Source organism: Vibrio sp. SCSIO 43086 (assembly GCF_051132235.1).
In the GTDB taxonomy this organism is placed as follows: Bacteria; Pseudomonadota; Gammaproteobacteria; order Enterobacterales; family Vibrionaceae; genus Vibrio; species Vibrio diabolicus.
This window is the reverse complement of sequence record NZ_CP072677.1, coordinates 655348-679348: the sequence shown is the minus strand read 5'-3', so window position 1 is coordinate 679348 and position 24001 is coordinate 655348. Positions and strand designations below refer to the sequence as shown.

18 protein-coding genes are annotated in these 24001 nt (G+C 45.8%); 4 read left to right on the top strand and 14 right to left on the bottom strand.

Annotated features, from left to right (window positions below):
* Window positions 1-11: 11 nt before the first annotated feature.
* The 3 genes from J8Z23_RS03125 to J8Z23_RS03115 all read right to left on the bottom strand — a co-directional run bounded on the left by J8Z23_RS03125 (window position 12) and on the right by J8Z23_RS03115 (window position 3649).
* The gene (locus J8Z23_RS03125; protein WP_434634910.1) at window positions 12-851 is read right to left on the bottom strand and encodes a 3-keto-5-aminohexanoate cleavage protein; all 840 of its coding nucleotides are present in this window, start codon (window positions 849-851) and stop codon (window positions 12-14) included.
* Entirely contained in the window at window positions 842-2173 is a 1332-nt protein-coding gene (locus tag J8Z23_RS03120; protein ID WP_434634907.1) for an aspartate aminotransferase family protein, read from the bottom strand. Before J8Z23_RS03120 ends, J8Z23_RS03125 begins: the two co-directional genes overlap by 10 nt.
* A gap of 207 nt (window positions 2174-2380) precedes the next feature.
* On the bottom strand, window positions 2381-3649 hold the full coding sequence (locus J8Z23_RS03115; protein WP_434634905.1) for an O-acetylhomoserine aminocarboxypropyltransferase/cysteine synthase family protein: 1269 nt from the start codon (window positions 3647-3649) through the stop codon (window positions 2381-2383).
* Between the two features lie 289 nt (window positions 3650-3938).
* Between J8Z23_RS03115 and J8Z23_RS03110 the strand changes: the two genes are divergently transcribed.
* Window positions 3939-5678 (top strand): amidohydrolase, encoded by a 1740-nt coding sequence (locus J8Z23_RS03110; protein WP_434634902.1) that lies wholly within the window; start codon window positions 3939-3941, stop codon window positions 5676-5678.
* 63 nt (window positions 5679-5741) lie between these two features.
* Here J8Z23_RS03110 and J8Z23_RS03105 read toward each other — a convergent pair whose 3' ends face one another.
* Window positions 5742-6659, bottom strand: a complete 918-nt coding sequence (locus J8Z23_RS03105) for a LysR substrate-binding domain-containing protein (protein ID WP_258508371.1) — start codon at window positions 6657-6659, stop codon at window positions 5742-5744.
* 106 nt (window positions 6660-6765) lie between these two features.
* Here J8Z23_RS03105 and J8Z23_RS03100 point away from each other — a divergent pair, with 106 nt between their 5' ends.
* Both J8Z23_RS03100 and J8Z23_RS03095 read left to right on the top strand, forming a co-directional pair.
* The gene (locus J8Z23_RS03100) at window positions 6766-8022 is read left to right on the top strand and encodes a D-amino acid dehydrogenase (RefSeq protein WP_434634899.1); all 1257 of its coding nucleotides are present in this window, start codon (window positions 6766-6768) and stop codon (window positions 8020-8022) included.
* A 307-nt stretch (window positions 8023-8329) separates the two neighbouring features.
* Window positions 8330-9877 (top strand): alanine/glycine:cation symporter family protein, encoded by a 1548-nt coding sequence (locus J8Z23_RS03095; protein WP_012842106.1) that lies wholly within the window; start codon window positions 8330-8332, stop codon window positions 9875-9877.
* A gap of 99 nt (window positions 9878-9976) precedes the next feature.
* On the opposite strand, the gene J8Z23_RS03090 is transcribed toward J8Z23_RS03095, so the two are convergent.
* The 5 genes from J8Z23_RS03090 to guaB all read right to left on the bottom strand — a co-directional run bounded on the left by J8Z23_RS03090 (window position 9977) and on the right by guaB (window position 17474).
* Window positions 9977-10567: an acetate uptake transporter gene (locus tag J8Z23_RS03090; protein WP_005391518.1), complete on the bottom strand. Its 591-nt coding sequence runs from the start codon at window positions 10565-10567 to the stop codon at window positions 9977-9979.
* 182 nt (window positions 10568-10749) lie between these two features.
* Entirely contained in the window at window positions 10750-12453 is a 1704-nt protein-coding gene (locus J8Z23_RS03085) for a chitinase (RefSeq protein WP_046874333.1), read from the bottom strand.
* A gap of 212 nt (window positions 12454-12665) precedes the next feature.
* Window positions 12666-14189, bottom strand: a complete 1524-nt coding sequence (locus J8Z23_RS03080) for a Na+/H+ antiporter NhaC family protein (protein ID WP_074190951.1) — start codon at window positions 14187-14189, stop codon at window positions 12666-12668.
* Between the two features lie 165 nt (window positions 14190-14354).
* The gene (guaA, locus tag J8Z23_RS03075; RefSeq protein ID WP_005391523.1) at window positions 14355-15908 is read right to left on the bottom strand and encodes a glutamine-hydrolyzing GMP synthase; all 1554 of its coding nucleotides are present in this window, start codon (window positions 15906-15908) and stop codon (window positions 14355-14357) included.
* 99 nt (window positions 15909-16007) lie between these two features.
* On the bottom strand, window positions 16008-17474 hold the full coding sequence (guaB, locus tag J8Z23_RS03070; protein ID WP_225462109.1) for an IMP dehydrogenase: 1467 nt from the start codon (window positions 17472-17474) through the stop codon (window positions 16008-16010).
* A 232-nt stretch (window positions 17475-17706) separates the two neighbouring features.
* Here guaB and xseA point away from each other — a divergent pair, with 232 nt between their 5' ends.
* Window positions 17707-19038 carry an exodeoxyribonuclease VII large subunit gene (gene xseA / locus J8Z23_RS03065; RefSeq protein WP_256965531.1) on the top strand — a complete coding sequence of 444 codons (1332 nt, stop codon included), beginning with the start codon at window positions 17707-17709 and terminating at the stop codon, window positions 19036-19038.
* Window positions 19039-19051: 13 nt separating this feature from the next.
* On the opposite strand, the gene J8Z23_RS03060 is transcribed toward xseA, so the two are convergent.
* From J8Z23_RS03060 to J8Z23_RS03040, 5 genes are all read right to left on the bottom strand, one after another.
* A complete protein-coding gene (locus J8Z23_RS03060) occupies window positions 19052-19276 on the bottom strand; it encodes a zinc ribbon domain-containing protein (RefSeq protein ID WP_012842112.1) in 225 nt (74 codons plus the stop codon).
* Window positions 19277-19585: 309 nt separating this feature from the next.
* Window positions 19586-20461, bottom strand: coding sequence for a metal-dependent hydrolase (locus J8Z23_RS03055; protein ID WP_046874358.1), 876 nt, complete (start codon window positions 20459-20461; stop codon window positions 19586-19588).
* A gap of 59 nt (window positions 20462-20520) precedes the next feature.
* Window positions 20521-22017, bottom strand: a complete 1497-nt coding sequence (gene der, locus J8Z23_RS03050) for a ribosome biogenesis GTPase Der (protein WP_046874335.1) — start codon at window positions 22015-22017, stop codon at window positions 20521-20523.
* A gap of 167 nt (window positions 22018-22184) precedes the next feature.
* Window positions 22185-23345 (bottom strand): outer membrane protein assembly factor BamB, encoded by a 1161-nt coding sequence (bamB, locus tag J8Z23_RS03045; protein WP_006741881.1) that lies wholly within the window; start codon window positions 23343-23345, stop codon window positions 22185-22187.
* Window positions 23346-23357: 12 nt separating this feature from the next.
* Window positions 23358-23972, bottom strand: coding sequence for a YfgM family protein (locus J8Z23_RS03040; protein WP_005391529.1), 615 nt, complete (start codon window positions 23970-23972; stop codon window positions 23358-23360).
* Between the last annotated feature and the right edge of the window lie 29 nt (window positions 23973-24001).

The window sequence follows — 24001 nt, the reverse complement described above, 5'->3', positions numbered from 1 at the left end:
TTCAAACAGATTCACTTTAAAACTGAACGCAAACTTTGCGCACTGTGTAAAGGAATCGCGAAGCGATGCGCCACATCGCGTAGAGCCTCCACCTGATCCGCGTTACTGATTGCTAGTTCGCCTGCCACATCGAAGTGGTTATTCTCAAACCCAACTCTCACATCGAATCCAAGTAACATCGCACTCGCTAAACAGTCTTGCTCTCGCGCGCCAAAAGCACAAATGGCACATCGAATTTCTTCCTCGACAAAACGCGCCAAATTCAAGCCTCGTAAATCCCATGGCGACGACTGTTGAGCTTGGTGATAACGCCCTAACACCACTAATGCATGCTGATACGTTTTAGGTAACACGCCCGCATCACGCAGTTGAAGATAACGTTCAATGTCGGTTGCATCGTAGAGAATAATTTGGCTCACGATGCTGTTCTCTGCCAACCAATGGAAAAAGGCATGCCCTTCTTTCTCACTTGCTCGATCGGGGATTAATTCCCTCAATGCGAAAGAAGCCGCTTCTGGTTTCACTGCTTTAACTAACGCCATCTGTTGTGCCGGAGAATACAAGCCCACCGCCTCTGTGGTGAGCTGAACCATCATGTTTTCTCCCACCGCTTCTTTCACGGCATGGTAAATTGCCATGTTGTCGTCGATGTCTAGTGAATGACGTCCGTTAGCGTCCCTAGCATGCAAATGGATCATGGCAGCCCCTGCTGTTTGACAAGCGATAGCCTCTGCAACCAGTTCGTCTGTTGTCATGGGTAAGTTGACGTGATCGTGCTTGGTTTTTCTTGCGCCGTTTGGAGCCACGATAATAGCGATAGGTTCTCGCAAATATTGGTTTGCTACTTCCATGTCTCCGCCACCTCTTTTAACGTCAGTGAGAGTTTACCGACTAGTTCATCAATATGATGAGACTGAATAATGAATGGCGGTGCGAGCAAAATATGGTGCCCATTAACGCCATCAATCGTTCCGCCCATTGGATAGCACATTAAGCCATTTTCCATTGCTCGCTGTTTGATGCGTTTGTCTGCCAATGTGGCTTTACTCAGAGGCGCCTTGCTTTCTTTATCCGCCACCAACTCAATGCCCAAAAACAAACCTTTACCACGAATGTCGCCAATGTATGGTAAATGGGCCAATGCAGAAGCAAGCTCATTACGCAGCAAAACACTTTGCTGATTCACCGCCGTTAATAAGTCATCTTGGAAGATGGTTTCAATGGTTGCCACGGCGGCAGCGCACGCCACAGGGTGCGCCATAAAGGTATGACCGTGTTGGAAAAAACCGCTTCCATCAGCAATAGCTTGATAGACTCGATCATTCGCAACTACCGCGCCAATAGGTTGATAACCCGCACCAAGCCCTTTAGCCATACAAACCAGATCGGGCTCTGCCTCTTCTTGCTCAAACGCAAAAAAACTGCCACTGCGCCCAACGCCACACATGACTTCATCCAAGATCAATAACACATCGTATTGGTCGCATATTTCGCGAATGCGTTTAAAGTAACCTTGAGTCGCAGGTACAGCTCCAGCGGTGGCTCCCACAATAGGCTCGGCGACAAAAGCCATGACATTCTCAGCCCCCAACTCAAGAATTTTTGCCTCAAGTTCATTCGCCGTTCGTAATGAGTAATCCAATTCCGACTCATGAGTCTGCTGATACCGATAAGCATAGCAAGGGGCAATGTGATGGCTCGGATGCAAGATGGGTTTGAACGGTTCACGTCGCCATTCATTACCACCGACCGCCAGAGCTCCCAACGTATTGCCGTGATAACTTTGCTGACGCGCGATGAATTGCTTCTTCTCTGGCTTACCTGATTCCACAAAATGCTGCCGCGCCATTTTTAGTGCCGACTCCACCGCTTCTGACCCGCCACTGACTAAATACACATGGTTGAACTGCTCAGGCATGTACTGACAAATCAATTCCGCTAGTCGCTCACCGCTGTCACTAGTAAAAAATCCAGTATGAGCAAACGGCACTCGCTCGAGCTGTTCCAACATGGCTTTTTTAACGGCTTGATGACTGTGGCCAAGGTTTGATACCGCAGCGCCGCCACAAGCATCGAGATACTGTTTCCCTTGTTTATCGAATAGATAAACACCCTCACCTTTATCGATGATTGGCAGCGTGGCATGGCAATGACGGTGAAATACGTAAGACATTTGAGTCCCTTCCAATGTATAAGATTTGCACACATCATCAGGAACAAACCCAAACGTGACAAGGGAATAAATTTCACCCTCTATGAGCTTTTGGAATACCACAAGCCAAAAGAACAAAAGCCTTTGATATTTAAATAATAAAATAAAAAAAGGCCAGCTTTTTTAAAGGCTGGCCTATGGGTAACCAAAAGCTAAAAACAGAATCGTTTACGCGTTTAGTGCCTGTTCTAAATCGGCTAGAATATCGTCAATATGCTCAATACCTACAGATAAACGAATCATCTCTGGTGACACACCAGCTTGTTTTTGTTCTGCTTCGCTCAACTGACGATGAGTCGTCGATGCTGGATGGCAAGCCAATGATTTTGCATCGCCAATATTCACCAAACGCTTAAAGATTTTCAGAGCGTCATAAAAGCGCACACCTGCGTCATAGCCGTCTTTTAAACCAAACGACAAAATCGCAGAAGGCTTACCTTTCATGTATTTTTCGGCGAGATGGAAGTGTTCAGAACTTGGCAATCCGGCATAACTCACCCAACTGACTTTGTCATTCTGTTCCAAGAACTCAGCCACTTTGAGAGTGTTCTCGGTATGGCGCTCCATACGCAGCGGTAACGTTTCTAGCCCTTGCATAAGCATAAATGCATTCATCGGTGATAATGCCGATCCGGTATTACGCAATGGTACGGTACGCGCGCGCCCGATAAATGCCGCCTCACCAAACGCTTCGGTATACACCACGCCGTGGTAAGAAGGTTCTGGTTGGTTGAAAACGGGAAAGCGGTCTTTGTGCTGCGCCCAAGGGAATTTACCGGAATCCACAATCACGCCACCCAATGTGGTGCCATGCCCACCAACGTATTTAGTGAGAGAGTGAACGACGATATCCGCACCGAACTCGATGGGTTTGCACAGCACTGGCGTCGCGACGGTGTTATCCACAACCACAGGTACGCCTTGTGCGTGAGCAAGCTCCGCTACGCGTTCTAAATCAATGATATTACCGGCTGGGTTACCAATGCTCTCGCAGTACACCGCTTTGGTATTTTCATCAATTAACTCGGCCAAACTTTCTGGCTTGTCATCTTTAGCAAACTTCACCTGAATACCCTGATTTGGCAGCATGTGCGCAAACAAGGTATAAGTACCGCCATAAAGTTGCGGCGTAGAAACGATGTTATCGCCCGCTTGCGCTAAGGTCAGAATCGCATAGTTAATCGCTGCACTCCCCGCACTCACGACCAATCCAGCAATGCCGCCTTCTAACGCTGCCATGCGTTTTTCCAGAACATCGTTAGTCGGATTCATGATGCGAGTGTAGATATTCCCCGGCACTTCCAAGTTAAACAGATCAGCGCCGTGCTGCGCGTTGTCAAACTCGTACGCGACTGTTTGATAAATCGGTGTCGCGACAGATTTGGTGGTCGGGTCAGTTTCGTAACCAAAATGGATGGATAGCGTTTCGTCTTTCATTTTCTTCCTTGAGCGTCATCGAGATAAATCGTGGACTTATCATGCCGATTTTTTAACCACAGAACCTCGTTATGGGTCACATTGCCCACGTCCAGAAACGTTTATGAAATGGGAAAAGGTAACATTTTTGATATTCATCGATAGGTATAACTTGCGCTTGATTGAAAGTCTTTAATCTTGTTGATAATCCTCCTTCAATATGAACTAAAGTTAATGTGACCTATTGAGTTCTCAAACTCATTGAGATGGGGGCAATAGGCAAAAACCTTACTCTGTATGGAGATGACCGATGAACAAAAACTGGATCCCTATTGCCCTCTTTGGGCTTGCTTTAACGGGGTGTTTTTCTGAAGAAGCGAAAGAAGCCGTCGCCGAGCCGCTAAAAGTAACCGCCGCAGACAAAATTTATTATGGTGGCGATATCCTAACCATGGCTAGCGATAAGCCAGAGTACGCCGAAGCCGTCGCAACATTAGGCGAGAAAATCATTTATGTCGGCAGCAAAGATGGAGCGATGGAGCACAAGTTCGGTAAAACACAGTTGGTCGACTTAAAAGGCAAAACTATGTTGCCTGGCTTTGTTGATCCGCACAGTCATGTGTATGGTGTTGGTCTGCAAGCCATGGTCGCAAACGTGCTGCCATCTCCTGATGGCGAAGCCGATACCGTGGCGAAAATCATCGAAACTCTGAAAAATGCCGAGAACAATAATACGCAACGCCTATTCATTGAGAAAACCGGATGGATTTTAGGTTTTGGTTACGACGACGCCCAACTGGATTACTACCCTACCAAAGCGGATCTCGATAAAGTCAGCACAGATAAGCCTGTATTAATCATCCACACTTCGGGGCATTTGAGTGTCGCGAACAGTAAAGCGTTAGAGCTAGCAGGCATCACATCAGAATCGGAAGATCCAAAAGGTGGCATTATCCGCCGAATGGAAAATAGCCAAGAACCAAATGGTGTCCTAGAAGAAAACGCGCACTTTGCAATGCTGTTCAACCTCAATAAGTTGATTGATTCTGAACTTCAAGATCGCATGTTAGAAGCCTCGCAAGGTATGTACGCGAAATATGGCTATACCACGGCTCAAGAAGGACGAGCAACATCAGAAGGTTATGAAGCGATGAAACGCGCGTCGAAAAACGACAAGCTAATGATCGACTTGGTTGCTTACGCCGATATGGTATCGAGCAGTGATTTTATGGACTCGGAATACAACACGCCAGAGTACACCAACCATTTCCGCATCGGTGGCGTAAAGCTGAACTTTGATGGCTCTCCACAAGGTAAAACGGCATGGCTAAGTCAGCCTTACTTCCACCCACCACATGGACAAGATAAAGACTACGCCGGCTACCCAACTTTCGAAGATCAACAAGCTTACGATTACGTAGAAACAGCCTTTAAAAATGAATGGCAAGTGCTGACGCATGCCAATGGTGACGCGGCGATCGAGCAATTTATCAATGCGGTAACCAAAGCAAATGAAAAGCTAGGAAAGCAAGACCGCCGACCTGTACTCATTCACGGCCAAACCATGCGCCAAGACCAAGTGGATCGCTTAGCGGCGCAAGGCATCTTTCCGTCTCTATTCCCAATGCATACTTTTTATTGGGGTGACTGGCATGTGGACTCGGTACTCGGCCATCCTCGTGCCGATTTCATTTCACCAACTCAAGCGGTGAGAAAGGCGGGGTTAAAATTCAGTACACACCATGACGCACCTGTGGCGCTGCCAAGTTCATTCCGAGTATTGGATGCGACCGTCAATCGCACCACCAGAACTGATAAAATACTGGGTGCAGATCAGCGTGTTGACACTTATACCGCACTGCAAGCCATGACGATTTGGCCAGCTTACCAACACTTTGAGGAGTCGTATAAAGGTTCTATCGAAGTGGGTAAGAATGCGGATTTAATCATCCTCGATAACAACCCGATGAAGATTGAACCTAAGGCGCTAAAAGATCTCAACGTGGAAGAAACCATCAGCAGAGGCGAATCGGTTTATCAACGACAGTAATCCAAAATAAAACACCGCCGTCATCGAGGCGGTGTTTTCTATCTGACTCACCAGGCACTTTATCTATTTGCTCGCCACTTGCTGTAATAACCAAGTACGAAACTTGTTTGTGGACTGGCTTCGTGTGTTCATGATCAAGTAGTATCCTGCATTGGCTGGAACCGGCTGAAAGGGAGAAACTAAACGCTCTGTCGTCAATTCATCCTCAATCAGTGCCATTCGTGCCATCGCAATCCCAACTCCTGCTTCCGCTGCAGACATCGCCATATCCGTTCGATTAAAAAAGTGTCCAACATCGGTTTTAAAGTCTAATCCCATTGCTGACGCCCAATATAGCCACTCATAGTCACGCGTCGCTTTTTCCCATGGCATCGCATCGTGTAGTAGCGTCGCCTCCTGCCATTTCTTCACTGACATTGAGGATTCTTGTTCATCAAAAGGCACTTTTAGCCAACCATGATCCTCAAGGTACTTCGGACTCATTACGGGCAGCAGTTGCTCATCCAAAATCAACTCCGCGTTAGCATTTCGGTAAGGATGAAGACCATAGTCTATCGCGACGTCATAATCTTTTATCTCACTATTCACTAACGCCCCTTCCGCGAAGATTTGCACTTGGATATCCGGGTTCTCGTGATGAAAACTTTCCAGCTTTGGGACTAACCATTTAAAAGCAAAAGAAGGCGTTAATTTTAAGCGGATCTCATTGGTGTGCTTTTCTACTTTGAGCTCATCAAGCAGTTTGCTCAGCTCAGAAAAGTGAAACTGCGTTGCTTGGTGTAACTGAGTGCCTTTAGCGGTTAAACGAATACCGCGGGAATGGCGTTCAAATAAAGTAAAACCTAATAACTCTTCCAAATGAATAATTTGTTGGCTCACGGCTCCCGTAGTGAGGTGCAAAAACTTAGCCGCGCCAGTAAAGCTGCTGTGTTCCGCGACTTGGCTAAACAGACACAAGCCACTTATTAAATTACTTCTCATCCTTGAGCCTATAGTTTTTCTAAACGCTGTATGTAATTTATATCGATTGTTAACAAAAGGTAAAGAAAAGAAACTAACCACTCAGATAAATGTGTGGAGTACATCAATGGAAGTCATCGTATTAGGCAGCGGCGTCATCGGCTTAACCTCTGCTTGGTATTTATCTCAAGCAGGCTATCAAGTTACTGTTATTGACCGTCAACCAAGCAGTGCAATGGAAACAAGTTTCGCCAATGCTGGGCAGATCTCGTACGGCTATTCTTCGCCTTGGGCTGCGCCTGGTGTTCCTGTTAAAGCCATAAAGTGGTTAATGGAAGAGCATGCTCCACTCAAAATCAAACCAACCCTCAATGCCGATATGATCAGTTGGGCAAGTAAGATGGTGGCCAACTGCACCCTGTCTCGCTACCAAGTCAACAAAGCTCGCATGCTTTCGATAGCTAACCACAGTCGTATGTGTCTGGAACAATTACGTCAAGAACATGCCATTGAATATCAAGGTCGCCAGTTCGGCACCTTGCAAGTATTTCGAACGCCTCAACAGCTGCAAGCCATTGAAAAGGATATGCAGCTTCTAGAGCAAAGCGGGACTCGGTTTGAGTTGATGGACGTAGAACGCTGCATTGAACAAGAACCTGGACTGGATCTTGTGAAAGATAAACTGGTTGGTGGCTTGCACCTGCCAGATGACGAAACAGGCGATTGCTATCAGTTTTGCCAACAACTAACAGAACTCGCTAAGGCCCATGGCGTGAGGTTCGAGTTCGACACCGAAGTAAGCAATTGGGTTACAGTAGGCAAAAAGATCATAGGTATCCAAACGAATCGAGGACAGTTTAAAGCGGACCAATATGTGGTTGCCTCTGGCAGCTATTCTACAGCGCTACTCAAGCAAATCGACATTGAGATTCCTGTCTATCCAGTAAAAGGCTATTCGCTCACCATCCCAATGGAAGATGAGCACTTCTCTCCTCGCTCTACTGTGATGGATGAAACCTATAAAGTCGCCATGACTCGGTTTGATGACAGAATTCGCGTAGCGGGCACCGCAGAATTAGCAGGGTTTGATGCCTCCCTTCCGCAAAAACGAAAAAACACCATCGAAATGGTCATCCGTGATCTTTTCCCTCGCTGCGGCGACTTTAGCCAAGCCGAGTTTTGGAGTGGCTTTAGACCAATGACGCCTGATGGCACACCGATTATTGGCGCAACTAAATACGATAACCTTTTTACTAACACCGGACACGGCACTCTGGGTTGGACTATGGCTTGTGGTTCTGGTCAATTACTAGCGAGCATTATGACTGGTGAAAAAGCGAAAGTGATGGATGACACAGAGCTTAACCTTTGCCGTTATGCATAAGGACATATCTGCATAAAAAACAAACAGGCCTTTACCCCACAAAATGCATATTATTTGGCATTTTTAACTCATCAAATGTGCAGCACATTTTAATGACAATGTGCTGCATATTTAATCATCAGACAAATCTTCTACCTCAAAGGAGCAAATAAGCAACAAGAACTAAATTTTAACAATCACTCTCCATTCTGTGTTCACCATCACGCTACAAAGGATTTATAGCCAAAAAAGTTAACAATTGCATTACATAAAGGGTAATGTATTGTGTGAAAAACAACCACAAACACAACTAACAGGGAAAATACTCATGCAGTCATTAGTTGATTTTCTGAATGGAATTATTTGGAGCCCGGTACTGATCTATCTGTGCCTTGGTGCAGGTTTGTTCTATTCAATCATGACGCGTTTTGTACAAATTCGTCACTTCTTTGAGATGTGGCGCTTATTACTTTCAGGGAAGAGTTCAACAAAAGGGATATCATCATTTCAGGCACTTGCCGTTTCACTATCTGGCCGTGTAGGTACAGGTAACATTGCTGGTGTTGCTGCCGCTATCGGTTTTGGTGGACCAGGCGCCGTATTCTGGATGTGGGTCGTTGCCTTCTTTGGCGCTGCAACCGCATACGCAGAGTCGACACTTGCGCAAATCTATAAAGAAGAAGACGAAGGTGAATTCCGTGGTGGTCCTGCTTACTACATTGAAAAAGCAATGGGACAAAAATGGTACGCTTGGATCTTCGCTATCGCGACCATCTTTGCATGTGGTGTTCTACTTCCTGGCGTTCAATCGAACAGCATCGGTAACGCAGTAGAAGCAGCATTTGGCTCAGGTGACATGATTGAAACCGCTATTGGTACCTTCAGTTTTGCTAAAATTTTCACTGGTACGGTTGTCTGTGTCATTCTGGCCTTCATCATCTTCGGTGGCGTAAAACGTATTGCGAACTTTACCCAAATCGTTGTGCCATTTATGGCGCTGGCTTACATCATCACTGCATTTGTCATCATCCTTCTAAACATTGGTGAGGTTCCACGCATTTTCGGCATGATCATTGGTGACGCGTTCACACCAATGGCAGGTGTTGGTGCGGCAATCGGTTGGGGTGTAAAACGTGGCGTTTACTCCAACGAAGCAGGTCAAGGTACTGGTCCTCACGCTGCAGCTGCAGCGAGTGTTGATCACCCAGCTCAGCAAGGTCTTGTTCAATCTTTCTCTATTTACATCGATACACTACTTGTGTGTTCAGCAACCGCGTTTATGATTCTTATCACTGGCGCGTACAACGTAAATGGTGCAGTTGAAGGCACGTTCCTAATTCAAAACCTCCCAGCTGATATTGGTGCTAATGGTCCTGTATTTACGCAAATGGCGATCGAAAGTGCACTACCTGGCGTGGGTAAACCATTCATCGCAATCGCACTTTTCTTCTTTGCGTTTACAACCATTCTGGCTTACTACTACATTGCAGAAACGAACATTGCTTACATTCGTCGTACATTCAAAGTAAATGGGCTGATGTTTATTCTGAAAGTCATCATTATTTCATCCGTGTTCTACGGAACCGTGAAAACCGCCAACTTAGCCTGGGCGATGGGTGATGTAGGTGTAGGTCTAATGGCATGGCTTAACATCGTCGGTATTTTGATCATCTTCTTTATGTCAAAACCTGCTCTCAAAGCATTGAACGATTACGAAGAACAACAAAAACGTGGTGTGACCGACTTTACATTCAACCCTGTAGCGCTAGGCATTAAAGGCGCAGATTACTGGGAAGATAAGTACAAGCGTAAAACGGGTAAGGCACCAACGGCAGACAACAGTACTACAGAAACTGTTGAACAACCATCAACATAGCCTTAACGCATAAACAAGAAAAAGCAGTGGTCCGTTTAAGGGCATAAAAAAGGGGATTAACCATTGGTTAATCCCCTTTTCTGCATTATGTGTAAAGGATTAAGCAGCGACAGCTTCAACTTTACGAGCGATTTTTGCTTTACCTACAGGTAGAACTTCACGACCAAATTCGTTGTTTAGTACTTGCGCCATTGCGAAGTAAATTGCACTTGCGCCACAGAAGATACCTTCGAAGCCAGCGATAGCACCGATCACTTCGCTACCAGTGAAATCACGAGCAGCAAGCAAGAAGAACAGGATAGTTAAAGAACCAAATACCACTTGCTTCGCTGTTGGGTAGCATAGAGAACCAATGAACATGAAACCAGTGAAGATGCCCCAAAGCGCTAGGTACCAACCCATAAAGCTTGCTGGGCTTGCAGGAAGACCCATGTGAGGCATTACGATCAAGCCTACTAGTGTTAGCCAAAATAGACCGTAAGAAGTAAACGCAGTTGTGCCGAACGTGTCGCCGCGTTTAAAGCACATGATGCCAACGATTACTTGGCTAAGGCCACCGTAAAAGATGCCCATCGCTAGAATCATAGAGTCAATTGGGAAAAATCCTGCGTTATGAATATTGAGCAGAATAGTGGTCATACCGAAACCCATTAGACCTAGCGGTGCTGGGTTAGCCAGTTTTGTCGACATGTACAAATACCTTTTTTCAAAAATGTTGATAAAAAATGCGCGCGAATTTTAATGGGCCCCAGAACAAAAGAGAAAAACTGTTATTGAAAACTTAGATTCCATAAATAAGCAACCGCTCAAATAAAAAAAGACCCCGCTAAAAAGCAGAGTCTTTATAGATGGTTAGACTACTTTTCAATCAACTACAGGCAAGAGATCTCGTCCCAGAACCAGTTACTTTGCGTTGGGCTTTCCCACACTCCAGGGCCGTTTTTTGCGACAAAGCATTTGTTTTGGTACGTCACTTTATCGCCGTTAGCGACTTGCGTTACGCCCGGCTCCCACTGAATAAAATTACCTGTCACTGGTGGTTCTGGCTCGGTTACTGGTGGCTCCGGTTCTGTGACGGGTGGCTCTGGCTCAGTCACTGGTGGTTCAGGTTCCGTTGTAGGCGGCTCTGTCGGAGTGCCTGAGACCAGCTTCCACGGGTCGCCTTTCGTTGGCTCATTACCTTGTGACCACCATTTCGCTTCGTAAACAGCACCTTGGTAAGAGACTTGATCACCAGTGTTGTACACTTTGCTTGCATCCCAAGCTGCCACGCCACCTACAGGCGGATCGACCGGATCTACAGGATCTAACTTGTCAACCACACGAACTTCAGGCCAACCCGCATGAGATTGGTAGAAGTTAGTTACGCACTTCTCGTAATCACCCGCAACTAGCGCAGAGTAAGCCGTTTGGAAACCAACCAACTCACATTCAAACGAATGGCCTCCAGGGCGATCTGAGTAGTATTTCCAGTTACCATCCCAGTTGGTGTAAAGCACGTCTGTCGCACCATTTAGGTTCAGACTGCCGTAAGGCGTCTGCTGCCAACAAGTGTTTGTTTCATCAGCTTCAATTGGAATTTGATAATGGGCGGCAAGACCTTCCCAATAACGAATACGGTTAACAGGTTGACCTTTATCCTTGTTTTGCTCACCACACTCAATACCACCATTGATCACGTTGATGGTGGTACCAAAGCCGTAACCAATGCCAGCATCAAGCTCACGCTGTGAAGGCACCCAAGTACGGTCAATCACATGCAGCATTGCAGGTTTCGGTGCTTGTGGCGTTAGGAAGAACCAGATAGCCGATGCCAAGTTCAGCCATGAATCCGCAACCAAGCCTGGATTTTTTAGCAATACAGATGCATCACCATCAAACATCACTTCAGAGAACGCGCCATAGTTAAAATGGTAAGAAAGCTGTTTAGCACCACGTCCAAAGTAACCTTGTCCTGGTTCACATGGCCAACGCTTATTTTGCCAGTCATTTTGACCACAACCAGTCGTGTAACCTTCTTGACCTTCTGACCAGCCCATTTCACGCACATGAACCAAAGCTTGCTGCCACTCTTCCAATCCAAGAGGGTTATCCGATACGTTATCAATCGAAATATGACCACCAGTTTCCTGCGCAAAGTGAGCAAAGGCTGTCACGATCGATTTTTTACAAATCGCATCCGAATCTCGACCATCCGTGTACTCACCACAGAATGCTGGGAACTTACCAATTGCACGTAGGAAACGCGTGTAAGTGTATTCAGGTGCCGCCATTTGAGTCAGGAAGTCCCACTCACTTTCAGGGAACACACGCTCTACACGCTTCACGTTTTCTGGATTGGTTGCCGCTCCAGGAACAATCGCTTCCACCACTGAGTTCGGGCGCGTCTCTAGTGCTTGTGACCAAATGGCATACATAGGATCAGAGGTTTTGCTTTGCTCTACGGCTTGAACGTCACCACGAGCAATGACATAACCATTCGGATTTTGCGGATCGGGCTGGATATTCATACTCGCATTCGCTTGTGCTGCTAGGACACAACTCAATGCAAGAGGAAGATGTTTGAGTGCAAACATGTCTAGTCTCCGGATTTCAACAATACAATATACAAGGAATAACTAGACATATAGTGGATCATATATACAAAACGCCGAGCTAAGTGCGTTGATTCTGCGAGACAAAATGAATAAATAAGTCCTCGCACACATTTTGTCACAAGAAAAATGTTACCTTGACTCAAAAGAAAAGCGGAGGCCCAATGAGCCTCCGCTTTATGATATTTCTATCTTTATTGTTCTGCCGAAACCACGTCTAGCTTCGCGGTTGATTTTTGTTTAGACAACACAAAATAAACCACACACTGAGCAACAATAGCGGCAAGCACAATCACTGGCGAGGCGTTGATTCCAGCTAAAAGGAAACACCCTAATGCAATCATTCCATTGAGTAATGCGTAAGGTAACTGAGTTCGGAAGTGCTCATACTGCTCACACCCTGCCCCTGTCGACGACAGAATCGTGGTTTCAGAGATTGGAGAACAGTGATCGCCAAACAGGCCACCAGATAACACCGCACCAATACAAACTAACAATGGAGCATCAATCGCGACGGCCGTTGGGATCACTAGTGGCATCATGATGGCAAATGTCCCCCAAGATGATCCCGTAGCGAACGAAATAATACCAGCAAGCAAAAAGGCGACTGCTGGCAATAGCCAATACGGGAAACCGGCTTGAGCTTGTTCAGCAATGTATGCAGCTGCACCTAATTCTTTCCCAACCGAGCTAAGTGCCCAAGCCAATACCAAAATCACGGCTACAGACATCATGTTCGACATCCCTTTTAGGTAAACCTGAATGCCATCAGAGAGTTTTCTTACGCCATAAAACGCCATCAGCGCAATCAAAGTAAAGGCTGCGAAGAAATATGCCGAAGAAAGTGCAGCCCTGAACGTTGAGCCTGCTACTTTTTGAAATGGAAAACCGTGTGGTACGAGGATGGTACATAAAACCACCAGCATAACGAGCAAAGGTGCCCAGACAAAACTGGATTTTGCATTTTTATGCGTAAACACATTCATGGACTCCTGCACTTTCCCAAAGTCGGAACCCTGCTCTGCTAGTTGTTCAGCCTTCGCCATCGGTCCGAAATCTAATTTGAAGAAAGAGACAATCGGCACAATCGCGATCGCAAGAAAGGCGTAAAACTGATACGGGATCGCGCCAATGAAAGCATCCCAGTCACTCATACTGACATTCAGGGCAGTAAACTCTTTTTGAATCAACCCCATGATGTAAACGCCCCATCCGATAAAAGGAATCAAGATTGCGACGGGAGAGGAAGTAGAATCGATAATAAAAGCTAATTTTTGGCGTGATACTTTTAACTTATCAAATAAAGGGCGAAAAACAGGACCAACAATCAACGGTGTACCAAGGTCAGAGAAGAAAATAACCACACCACCAAACCATGCGGACAGTTGAGCTTGGCATTTACTCGCCACCCATTGAGTAACCTTTTTAGCAAAAGCAACACCACCACCAGACTTTTCCATCAGCGCAACGAAACCACCAATGAACACTAATAACAAAATCACACCAGCGTTGTAGCTATCGGTAAGTTGCGGCAGTAGATAGCTTTTCATCAACGCACTAAACGAGTCTAGTGGTCCTTTTTCGACAAATGTCCCTTCAAGCATAGCGACGCCACTGACCACACCAGCGAATAAACCAACGACGACATTTCTCGTCGTCAGAGCGAGGAAAAGAGTAATAAGGATGGGAATGAGAGAGGTAACTTCAGCCTGTTCCATAGCAATACCATTTATAATATTTAAACAACTAAAATGAATATATATTTAATTTTATCGCATGTATATATCTCCTATAAAAAAGTTGAGTCCCCTCTTCACAAATTTGAAGCACAAAAAAACCAGCCCGGAGGCTGGTTCTTATAAACTCAACAGTCTAGAGGAAAATTATTCCCACTCGATAGTCGCTGGTGGCTTACCTGAAATGTCGTAAACAACACGAGAAATGCCATCAACTTCGTTGATAATACGGTTAGATACCTTACCTAGGAAGTCATATGGTAGGTGTGCCCAATGGGCAGTCATAAAGTCGATGGTTTCTACTGCACGCAGTGATACAACCCAGTCGTATTTACGGCCATCGCCCATTACACCTACAGAGCGAACTGGTAGGAATACCGTGAACGCTTGAGATACTTTGTCATAAAGGTCTGCAGCGTGAAGCTCTTCAATGAATATAGCATCAGCACGACGTAGCAAGTCACAGTATTCTTTCTTGATTTCACCAAGAACACGAACACCTAGACCAGGACCTGGGAATGGGTGGCGGTAAAGCATGTTATAAGGCAGGCCTAGCTCTAGACCAATCTTACGTACTTCATCTTTGAACAGCTCACGTAGTGGCTCAACAAGACCCATTTCCATTTCATCTGGTAGACCGCCCACATTGTGGTGTGATTTGATCACGTGCGCTTTACCAGTCTTAGATGCCGCAGACTCGATTACGTCTGGGTAGATGGTACCTTGCGCTAGCCATTTTGCATTTTTTAGCTTTTTCGACTCTTCATCGAATACATCTACGAATACGTGGCCGATTGTCTTACGCTTCTCTTCTGGGTCAGACTTGCCTTTCAGTGCTTCAAGGAAACGATCTTCTGCATCAACTTTGATGATGTTTAGGCCGAACTTATCGCCAAACATATCCATCACTTGTTGGCCTTCGTTTAAACGAAGTAGACCGTTATCGACAAATACACACGTTAGCTTGTCGCCAATTGCGCGGTGCACCAGCATCGCAACAACAGATGAATCCACACCACCAGATAAGCCTAGGATAACTTCGTCGTCACCCACTTGCTCTTTAATGCGAGCAACCGCGTCTTCGATGATAGATTCCGATGTCCATAGACGCTCACAGCCACATACGCCAAGAACAAAGTTCTCAAGCATTTGTAGGCCACCTTTTGTGTGTGTCACTTCTGGGTGGAACTGAACGCCGTAGTATTTCTTCTCTTCGTTCGCCATCGCAGCGTAAGGACAAGTGTCTGTCTCACCAACTTTTACGAAATCGGCTGGGATCTCTACTACTTTGTCGCCGTGGCTCATCCAAACGTCTTGAGTTGCTTCAAGATCTTTAAATAGGGCACATTCACCAGAAACTTTAACCTGAGCGTAGCCAAACTCACGTTCGTTAGAGCCTGCTACTTTGCCACCTAGTTGTTCCGCCATAGTTTGCATGCCGTAACATACGCCAAGTAAAGGAACACCAGAGTCAAATACATATTGAGGCGCGCGTGGAGAGTTCTCTTCCGTTACGCTTTCTGGACCGCCAGATAGGATAATGCCATCTGGGTTGAATTCGCGAATATCCGCTTCTTCTACATCCCAGCTCCATAGTTCACAGTAAACGCCGATTTCACGTACGCGGCGTGCTACTAATTGAGTGTACTGAGAACCGAAGTCCAAGATCAGAATACGTTGGTCATGGATATTTTTAGTCATTTTGAGCAGTCTTTTTAAGGCTAAGTGATTAAAACCGAGGCGAGTGTACTCGCCTCTTCTTAATGCTTCAAGGAAAAAGCAAACGTTTCCGTTAGGTAATTAGTTCCCTAGACGGTAGTTCGGTGCTTCCTTAGTAATTTGAACATCGTGTACATGAGACTCTTGCATACCAGCACCAGAGATACGTACAAATTCAGCTTTCGTACGCATATCTTCGATAGTTGCAGAACCAGTTAGACCCATGCTTGAACGTAGACCACCCATTTGTTGGTGTACGATCTCTTTTAGACGGCCTTTGTATGCGATACGACCTTCGATACCTTCTGGTACTAGCTTGTCCGCTGCGTTGTCAGACTGGAAGTAACGGTCAGAAGAACCTTGAGACATTGCACCAAGAGAACCCATGCCACGGTAAGACTTGTAAGAACGGCCGTTGTATAGAATCACTTCACCCGGCGCTTCTTCAGTACCTGCAAACATAGAACCAACCATCACACATGATGCGCCCGCTACGATTGCTTTACAGATATCACCTGAGAAACGGATACCACCGTCAGCGATAACTGGAATACCATAATCATTAGCAACTTCTGCCGCATCTGCGATTGCAGTGATTTGTGGAACCCCCACACCCGTTACAATACGAGTTGTACAGATAGAACCAGGGCCGATACCAACTTTCACTGCGCTTACGCCAGCTTCGATTAGTGCTTTAGCACCAGCACCTGTTGCTACGTTACCACCGATGATGTCTAGAGCTGGGTAAGCTGCACGTGTTTCACGAATGCGGCTTAGAACACCTTCAGAATGACCGTGTGAAGAGTCGATAAGTAGAACGTCAACGCCAGCTTCAACTAGTGCAGCAACTCGCTCTTCGTTACCAGCACCAGCACCAACTGCTGCGCCAACACGTAGGCGACCACGCTCATCTTTACATGCGTTTGGTTTACGTTCTGCTTTGTGGAAGTCTTTCGCAGTAATCATACCGGTTAGTTGGAACTCATCATTCACAACCAATACTTTCTCTACGCGAGCTTCGTGCATTTTCTCTTGCACTTCTTCTCGTGTAGCACCTTCTTTAACTGCTGCCAACTTCTCTTTTGGCGTCATTACTGAAGATACTTTCTTAGAAAGGTCCGTCACAAAACGAACGTCACGACCAGTGATAATACCAACAAGCTCATTGCTCTCAGTGACAACAGGGAAACCGGCAAAACCATGCTTTTCAGTGAGTGCAACAACATCAGCGATGGTCGCGTCAGGGTTTACTGTAACCGCGTCAGTCACCATACCAGCTTCGAACTTCTTAACTTTACGAACTTCGGCTGCCTGCTGCTCAATAGACATGTTCTTGTGGATAAAGCCAATGCCACCCTCTTGCGCTAGCGCGATCGCTAGACGAGCTTCAGTAACAGTGTCCATAGACGCTGAAATCATTGGGATGTTTAGGGTGATGTTCTTAGTTAGCTGAGTGCGAAGATCAGCTGTGTTTGGGAGAACGGTGGAGTGTGCTGGCACAAGTAGTACGTCATCGAATGTCAGCGCTTCTTTGGCAATTCTTAGCATTTGCAATATCTCACAATTAGAGGAGTAAAAAGAACAATCCAATCTCATCGTTTCGCATAATGAGGGTAACCTGTGTTAGCAACAAGCTACATTTGGATTAGATATTGCGGAGGGATTATACGGTTAACGCAATCGCTTGACCACAAATTTTTTAATTTTTTTTCTTGCAATTACCCCCTTGCTATGTATTATATTGCCGCTAATTTCCATACTCACGTCTAAGAGATTAGCTGTGCTCTCCAAGACCAATCAAAACATCTTTACTGTTTCTCGTCTCAACGCAGAAGTTCGTTTACTCCTTGAAAACGAAATGGGGATCGTTTGGCTCGTCGGAGAGATATCCAACTTTTCAGCTCCAGTCTCTGGTCACTGGTACCTCACTCTTAAAGACTCTCGCGCTCAAGTTAAATGTGCCATGTTTCGTGGTAACAATCGCCGCGTTACTTTCAAGCCCGCTAACGGTAATCAAGTCCTAGTAAAAGCTCGTCTTTCTCTTTATGAGCCTCGCGGTGACTACCAATTGATCATCGAAAGCATGCAACCGGAAGGTGACGGCCGTCTTCAGCAAGAGTTTGAAGAGCTGAAAATGAAGCTTGCCGCAGAAGGGTTGTTCGCTCAAACCAATAAGCAACCTTTGCCTGAACACCCAAAACGTGTTGGCGTCATCACATCGAAAACTGGTGCCGCGCTTTACGATATCTTAGACGTATTGAAACGTCGTGATCCTTCCCTACCCGTTGTGATTTATCCGACAGTGGTACAAGGTGAAGATGCAGCCATTCAAATCGCACAAGCCATTGGTCGCGCTAACAGCCGTGATGAATGTGATGTGCTAATTGTGGGCCGAGGTGGTGGTTCATTAGAAGACTTATGGTGCTTTAACAACGAGATATTAGCTCGCACGATTGCAGCAAGCCAAATTCCTATTATTAGCGCCGTTGGACATGAAGTCGACGTGACAATAGCTGATTTTGTCGCCGACGTACGCGCGCCTACTCCATCAGCAGCCGCTGAGCTAGTAAGTCGTGATAACAGCCACAAAGATCAAGCTTTAGTTACCCGCCAGCATAAGTTAGCGAGCGCGATGCGTTACTACCTAGCACAACAAAAGCAGCAATCTGCGCAATTAATGCACCGTCTAGAGAGACAGCACCCAAGCTATCGCTTGCAACGTCAGACGCAACAGTTAGATGAGTTGGACATGCGCTTACAGCGAGCGATGGGTCGTTTTATTGCCTTGCACCAACAGCGAATCGAGCGTCAACATTATCGGCTGCAATTAAATTCTCCTGTAACACGCCTCGGTGAGCAGAAGTCGAAGCTAGAACGTGTTGAGCAAAAGCTGATGGATGCAATGGATCGCAAATTACTGACTATACGCCATCAACTCGCGATTGCTGCAGAGAAGTTAGACACTGTCAGCCCGCTAGCGACATTGAAACGAGGTTACTCAATTACTCAAACTGAGCAAGGTAAAGTGATTACTCAATCTTCAGATGTTAAGTCGGGAGATGTATTGATTACTCGATTAGCCGAAGGCGACGTTCGCTCTACCGTTAACTGAATATAAACTCTGGTTAACTGATTTTCTGGAACTCAAATCGGACACGTGATTTTGATTTGAGTTCATTACACACATTACAAAAGTAACTCGCAGCACCGCATGCTTGCAGCTTCTCCAGCTCCGCCTCACAATCAGGGCAAAAACCTACTTTTTTAAAATCCGATTCACACTGTGCGCAATGATATTGTCCTGTCCATTCCAGTTCGACATTGCAAGTCGGGCAAATGTTCTGCTGCATATCCCGTTCCTCTCTCTAAACTAAGCAATTTCGAGTAACGCATGCTACTCAAAATAACGAACAAGTATGTTGATCTTCATCACCGCCCCAACAAGTTTCACGAGGCGCTAACCATACTTGATACGTAGGATCTTATACTGATCGTCTGATATTTACTCCTTGATCAGCGATCACCCCTTAAAAGAATATTTATATAACCACACACCGAAAGCATAAGTTACATATTCTGTATTCCGATTTAATGCAGAATAAAAATCCTTAAGTTAATTTAATTAAACACAAAATCAGAATTTAATAAAAAGATCTTATTCAGAAAGCAGCATTTACATTGGTGTGCATTTCGATAGTTTGAGCGTCGAGCTCAACGAGTTTAACTTGGATAAAAGCAAACTCATTTAAATGGCTCGCATGCGTTCCACCACAAGGGATTACCGCTAATTGACCTTCCCCTAAATCGCACTTCCAATAGCGAGAATCCGTTAATCTGTCGCCGTGGCATTCCATGGTGATCATCGTATCTCTTTGAAGCCATTCAACCAGTTGGCCATTCACTTTTTCTGCAATCGCCTGGAGGTCATTCAGCATATCTGCACTGTTTAATCCTCTTTTACGGAGTGTTTTGCCTAAACGGTACGTATCGAGGCACTTGTCTGGAGTGACATAACTCGTAACTTGCGCATAGCTATTAAAATCATAATAACCATGTGGGTCTTTGCGGTCTGCGTCTTTTCGCCAATAGTCTTCCGCTAGTACTTTATTCAACGCCAAATACGCTAAGTGTCCTGCAGTGTGGCCTCGGCTCAAAGCATTTTGATAGTCTTTATCTACCGCTAATGTCACCAAGTCATTAATTGCAAGTGATTCCGTACGTGATAAAACATGCACGACGACAAACACCCAACCTTCAGCATCACGCTTTACAGGAATGTCACTACCCACATACAGAGCACCACTTTCCTGCTCCACTGCTCCAACTTGGCAATCTACCACGTCATGCTCAGCCCCATTCACCTTCAACGTTCCTTTGTCTGCAGGGTGATCCGGCCATATGTGACTAACGGGATGGAACGGCGTGACATCTGTAATAACGTAAGTCACTTCTTCCGTAGATTGAACGAGCTGTATTTGTGCTTCTAATTGCCATATTTGATGACAAAAACGAGTCTTTGTTGCTGTGATAGTCATTTTTACGATTACTTTTGATAAAAAAATACCCAAGTAGAAACTTGGGTATTCGAATTTCATTATTTATTGCGGTTTTTCACCATCGACATCATACGCTTACGTTTACGCTCTTGTGATAGCGTAAGCTTATTCGTACGATTCTCGTATGGGTTATCACTGTTGTGGAAGTTAATGCGAATCGGTGTTCCCATAATTTCCAGAGACTTACGGAAGTAGTTCATCAGATAACGTTTATACGAATCTGGCAATTCACGAACCATGTTACCGTGGATAACAACGATCGGTGGGTTGTAACCACCTGCGTGTGCGTATTTGAGTTTGATACGACGACCACGAACCATTGGCGGCTGGTGATCATCCACTGCCATCTTCATGATACGCGTCAGTACTGACGTACCCACACGCGTTGTCGCCGAGTTATATGCTTCTTGGATAGATTCAAACAAGTGACCAACGCCAGTACCGTGCAGCGCAGAGATAAAGTGGATACGCGCGAAGTCGACGAATCCTAAACGGCGGTCCAGTTCTTTCTTCACGCTTTCTTTCACGTCACTGTCTAGGCCATCCCACTTGTTAACGGCGATAACAATTGAACGTCCAGCATTCAGTGCAAAGCCAAGCAAGCTTAGGTCTTGATCTGAAATATTTTCACGAGCATCAATCACCAGTAGAACGACGTTTGCATCTTCTACCGCTTTCAGCGTCTTAACAACAGAGAACTTTTCAACCGTTTCATTGATACGACCACGACGACGAACACCTGCGGTATCAATTAGTACGTATTCGCGTCCGTCACGCTCCATCGGGATGTAGATAGAATCACGCGTCGTACCAGGCATATCGTATACAACCACACGTTCTTCACCCAGAATACGGTTAGTCAGTGTCGATTTACCTACGTTAGGACGACCGATGATCGCCAACTTAATCGGCTGCTCTTGAAGGCGCTTGAATTCAGCTTCTGCGTCTTCTTCAGTGTAATCTTCAACAAGAGGCTCTTCGTCTTCGAATCCAGTCAGGTCTTCAATCTCACCGTCTTCAGATTCACTTGTTAATAGATCATCAAAGAATGGAGATAAAGCACGCTCAAGCAAAGCGGTCACACCACGGCCATGAGCGGCCGCAATCTGATACATATCATCCACGCCGAGCTGCCAAAAATCAGCACACGCTGCATCGGCATCAATACCATCTATTTTGTTTACCACCAGCATCGCTGGCTTTTCAATTTTACGCAGATGCGCAGCAATTGCTGCATCTGAAGGTGTCAGACCAGCACGACCGTCAACAAGGAACAATACAACATCAGCCTCATCAATCGCGGCTAATGACTGTTCTGCCATCTTTGTTTCCACGCCTTCTTCTGTGCCATCAATACCGCCGGTATCAATCACAATGAATTCGTGCTCTTCACCAAGTCTCGCCTGGCCATACTTACGGTCTCGCGTTAGGCCTGGAAAGTCCGCAACCAACGCGTCACGAGTGCGAGTCAATCGGTTAAATAGTGTAGATTTACCTACGTTCGGACGCCCTACTAGAGCTACAACAGGTACCATAACAACCTCTACAATAATCTTTCTTCTGTAGTTATAGGTAACGACTTGCTCGATGCCAAATCAAACCAGCTTTTTACCTATAACCACGTCAGGGTTAATAAATTCAAACAACAAAACGGCTCCTAGCTGTCACCAGCCAGGAGCCGAATGTGAATTATATCACGATATTATTCGTTAATGGTTAGTTTCTTTACATCGCCGTTGCGAGTTGTAATCACATAACCATCCGACAATAACGTCGGGCCAACGGCCAAGCCGCTATCATCGATAAACTGCTGCGCAACAAATTCGCCTGTTGAACGATCCATCCAGTGAAGGTAACCAAGCGTGTCACCGACAACGAGATAATTGCCGACAATAACTGGCGCTGTAAGTTGTCGGTGCTCAAGCAAGCTGTTTTCCCACAACTCAGTCCCACTTCGTGAATCAACGGCAACAACATGATCTTTTTCCGTTATCACAAAGATGCGGCTACCATCTGTAGAAATATCTGTTGCAGATGAGTAATTACGCTTCCAAATCGGGTTCGCTGAACGCAAGTCAATGGCTATAAGTTGGCCATTGTATCCAATGGTGAAAAGAGTACCGCCTAGCACAATTGGCGATGAATCAACGTCAACCAAACGATCAATTTCTGTCGCGCCTTTTGGCGTACCAACAGGCTGTTGCCAAATCAGCTGACCACGCTCAACGATAGCAGCTGCAAGTCGGCCATTTGCCGTTCCCCAAAATACACCGCCGCCAATTGCAGTCGGAGTACTGTCGCCACGTAAAGTTAGGTTCGGCACTTCTGTACTCAATGCCCAGCGTTGCTCACCTGTACTCTCATTAAGGGCAATCAACATGCCTCGGCTCGTATTGATGATAATAAGGCCTGAATCTGCAACTGGCTTCGCCAGTACCTCACCACCAACTTTCACACGCCAAACAACTTCACCTGTTTCTTGGTCAAGAGAGATGACTTCACCATTCTCAGAGCCAATATAAAGGTTTCCGTATGCTGCTGTGATACCACCAGAGAGACGAGCAATGACATCTTCTTCTAGGTCCGTTTGCCAACGTTGTTTACCGTTTTCAGGATCCAGCGCTTTTACTAAGCCATCGCGACTTGCCACGAACAATGTATCATTCGCAAATACAGGGGATAGCTTTGAAAAGTAATGACCAACACCATCGCCAACCGATGTGCTCCACTCACTACTGGTTGTAAATTCACTGTCTACCTGAGGTAGTGGCGCCATTACAATGGTATCTTTCTCACCAGCACAACCGGCAAGCACTCCCATTGTTAACACCCCTAACAAGGCTTTGTTAAAGACTCTTTTCATCCAATGCGGTCCTTATTTCGCCAGATCGTCCAATTTCATTTGTAGCGTCGGGCTTGCGTCTGCCGCTTGCTGAGCTTCAGTATACGCAGCGTATGCGGCATCTTTGTCACCTTGGCGAATCGCAATATCGCCACGAAGTTCAGCAATACGCCCTGTCCATGCTGCATCAGTGACGTTACTTAGCTCAGCCGTTGCAGCGTCAAAGTTACCCATTTCCGTTTCAATGCGTGCAATACGGTAACTAATCAATGGTAATAGCGCAGCATCTTGAGTGTTGCTTTGCGCCCACTTCAATTGCTCCAATGCAGCAGAAAGATCTTGAGCTTCAACTTGTGCTTTAGCAAGTTGTAGCGCAGCCAATACTGAATATTCTTTTACTTCATTTGACTCAATGAAAGCTTTCACGTCAGCTTGAGCATCAGTACCTTTATCTTGCAAAGCATTCATTGCTGTCGTGTAGCTTTGAGAAGCTGCTTCACTCGCCTGAATCACAGAATCCTGGTAGTAACGCCAGCCAAATAGACCACCTAAGCCAACAACCGCACCGATGATGACGGCTTTGCCGTTTTCCTTCCACCAGTCTTTAATGGCTTCAACTTGTTGTTCTTCAGTATCGTAAAGTTCCACTTCCTGTCCTCTTAAAACATGTAAATGGC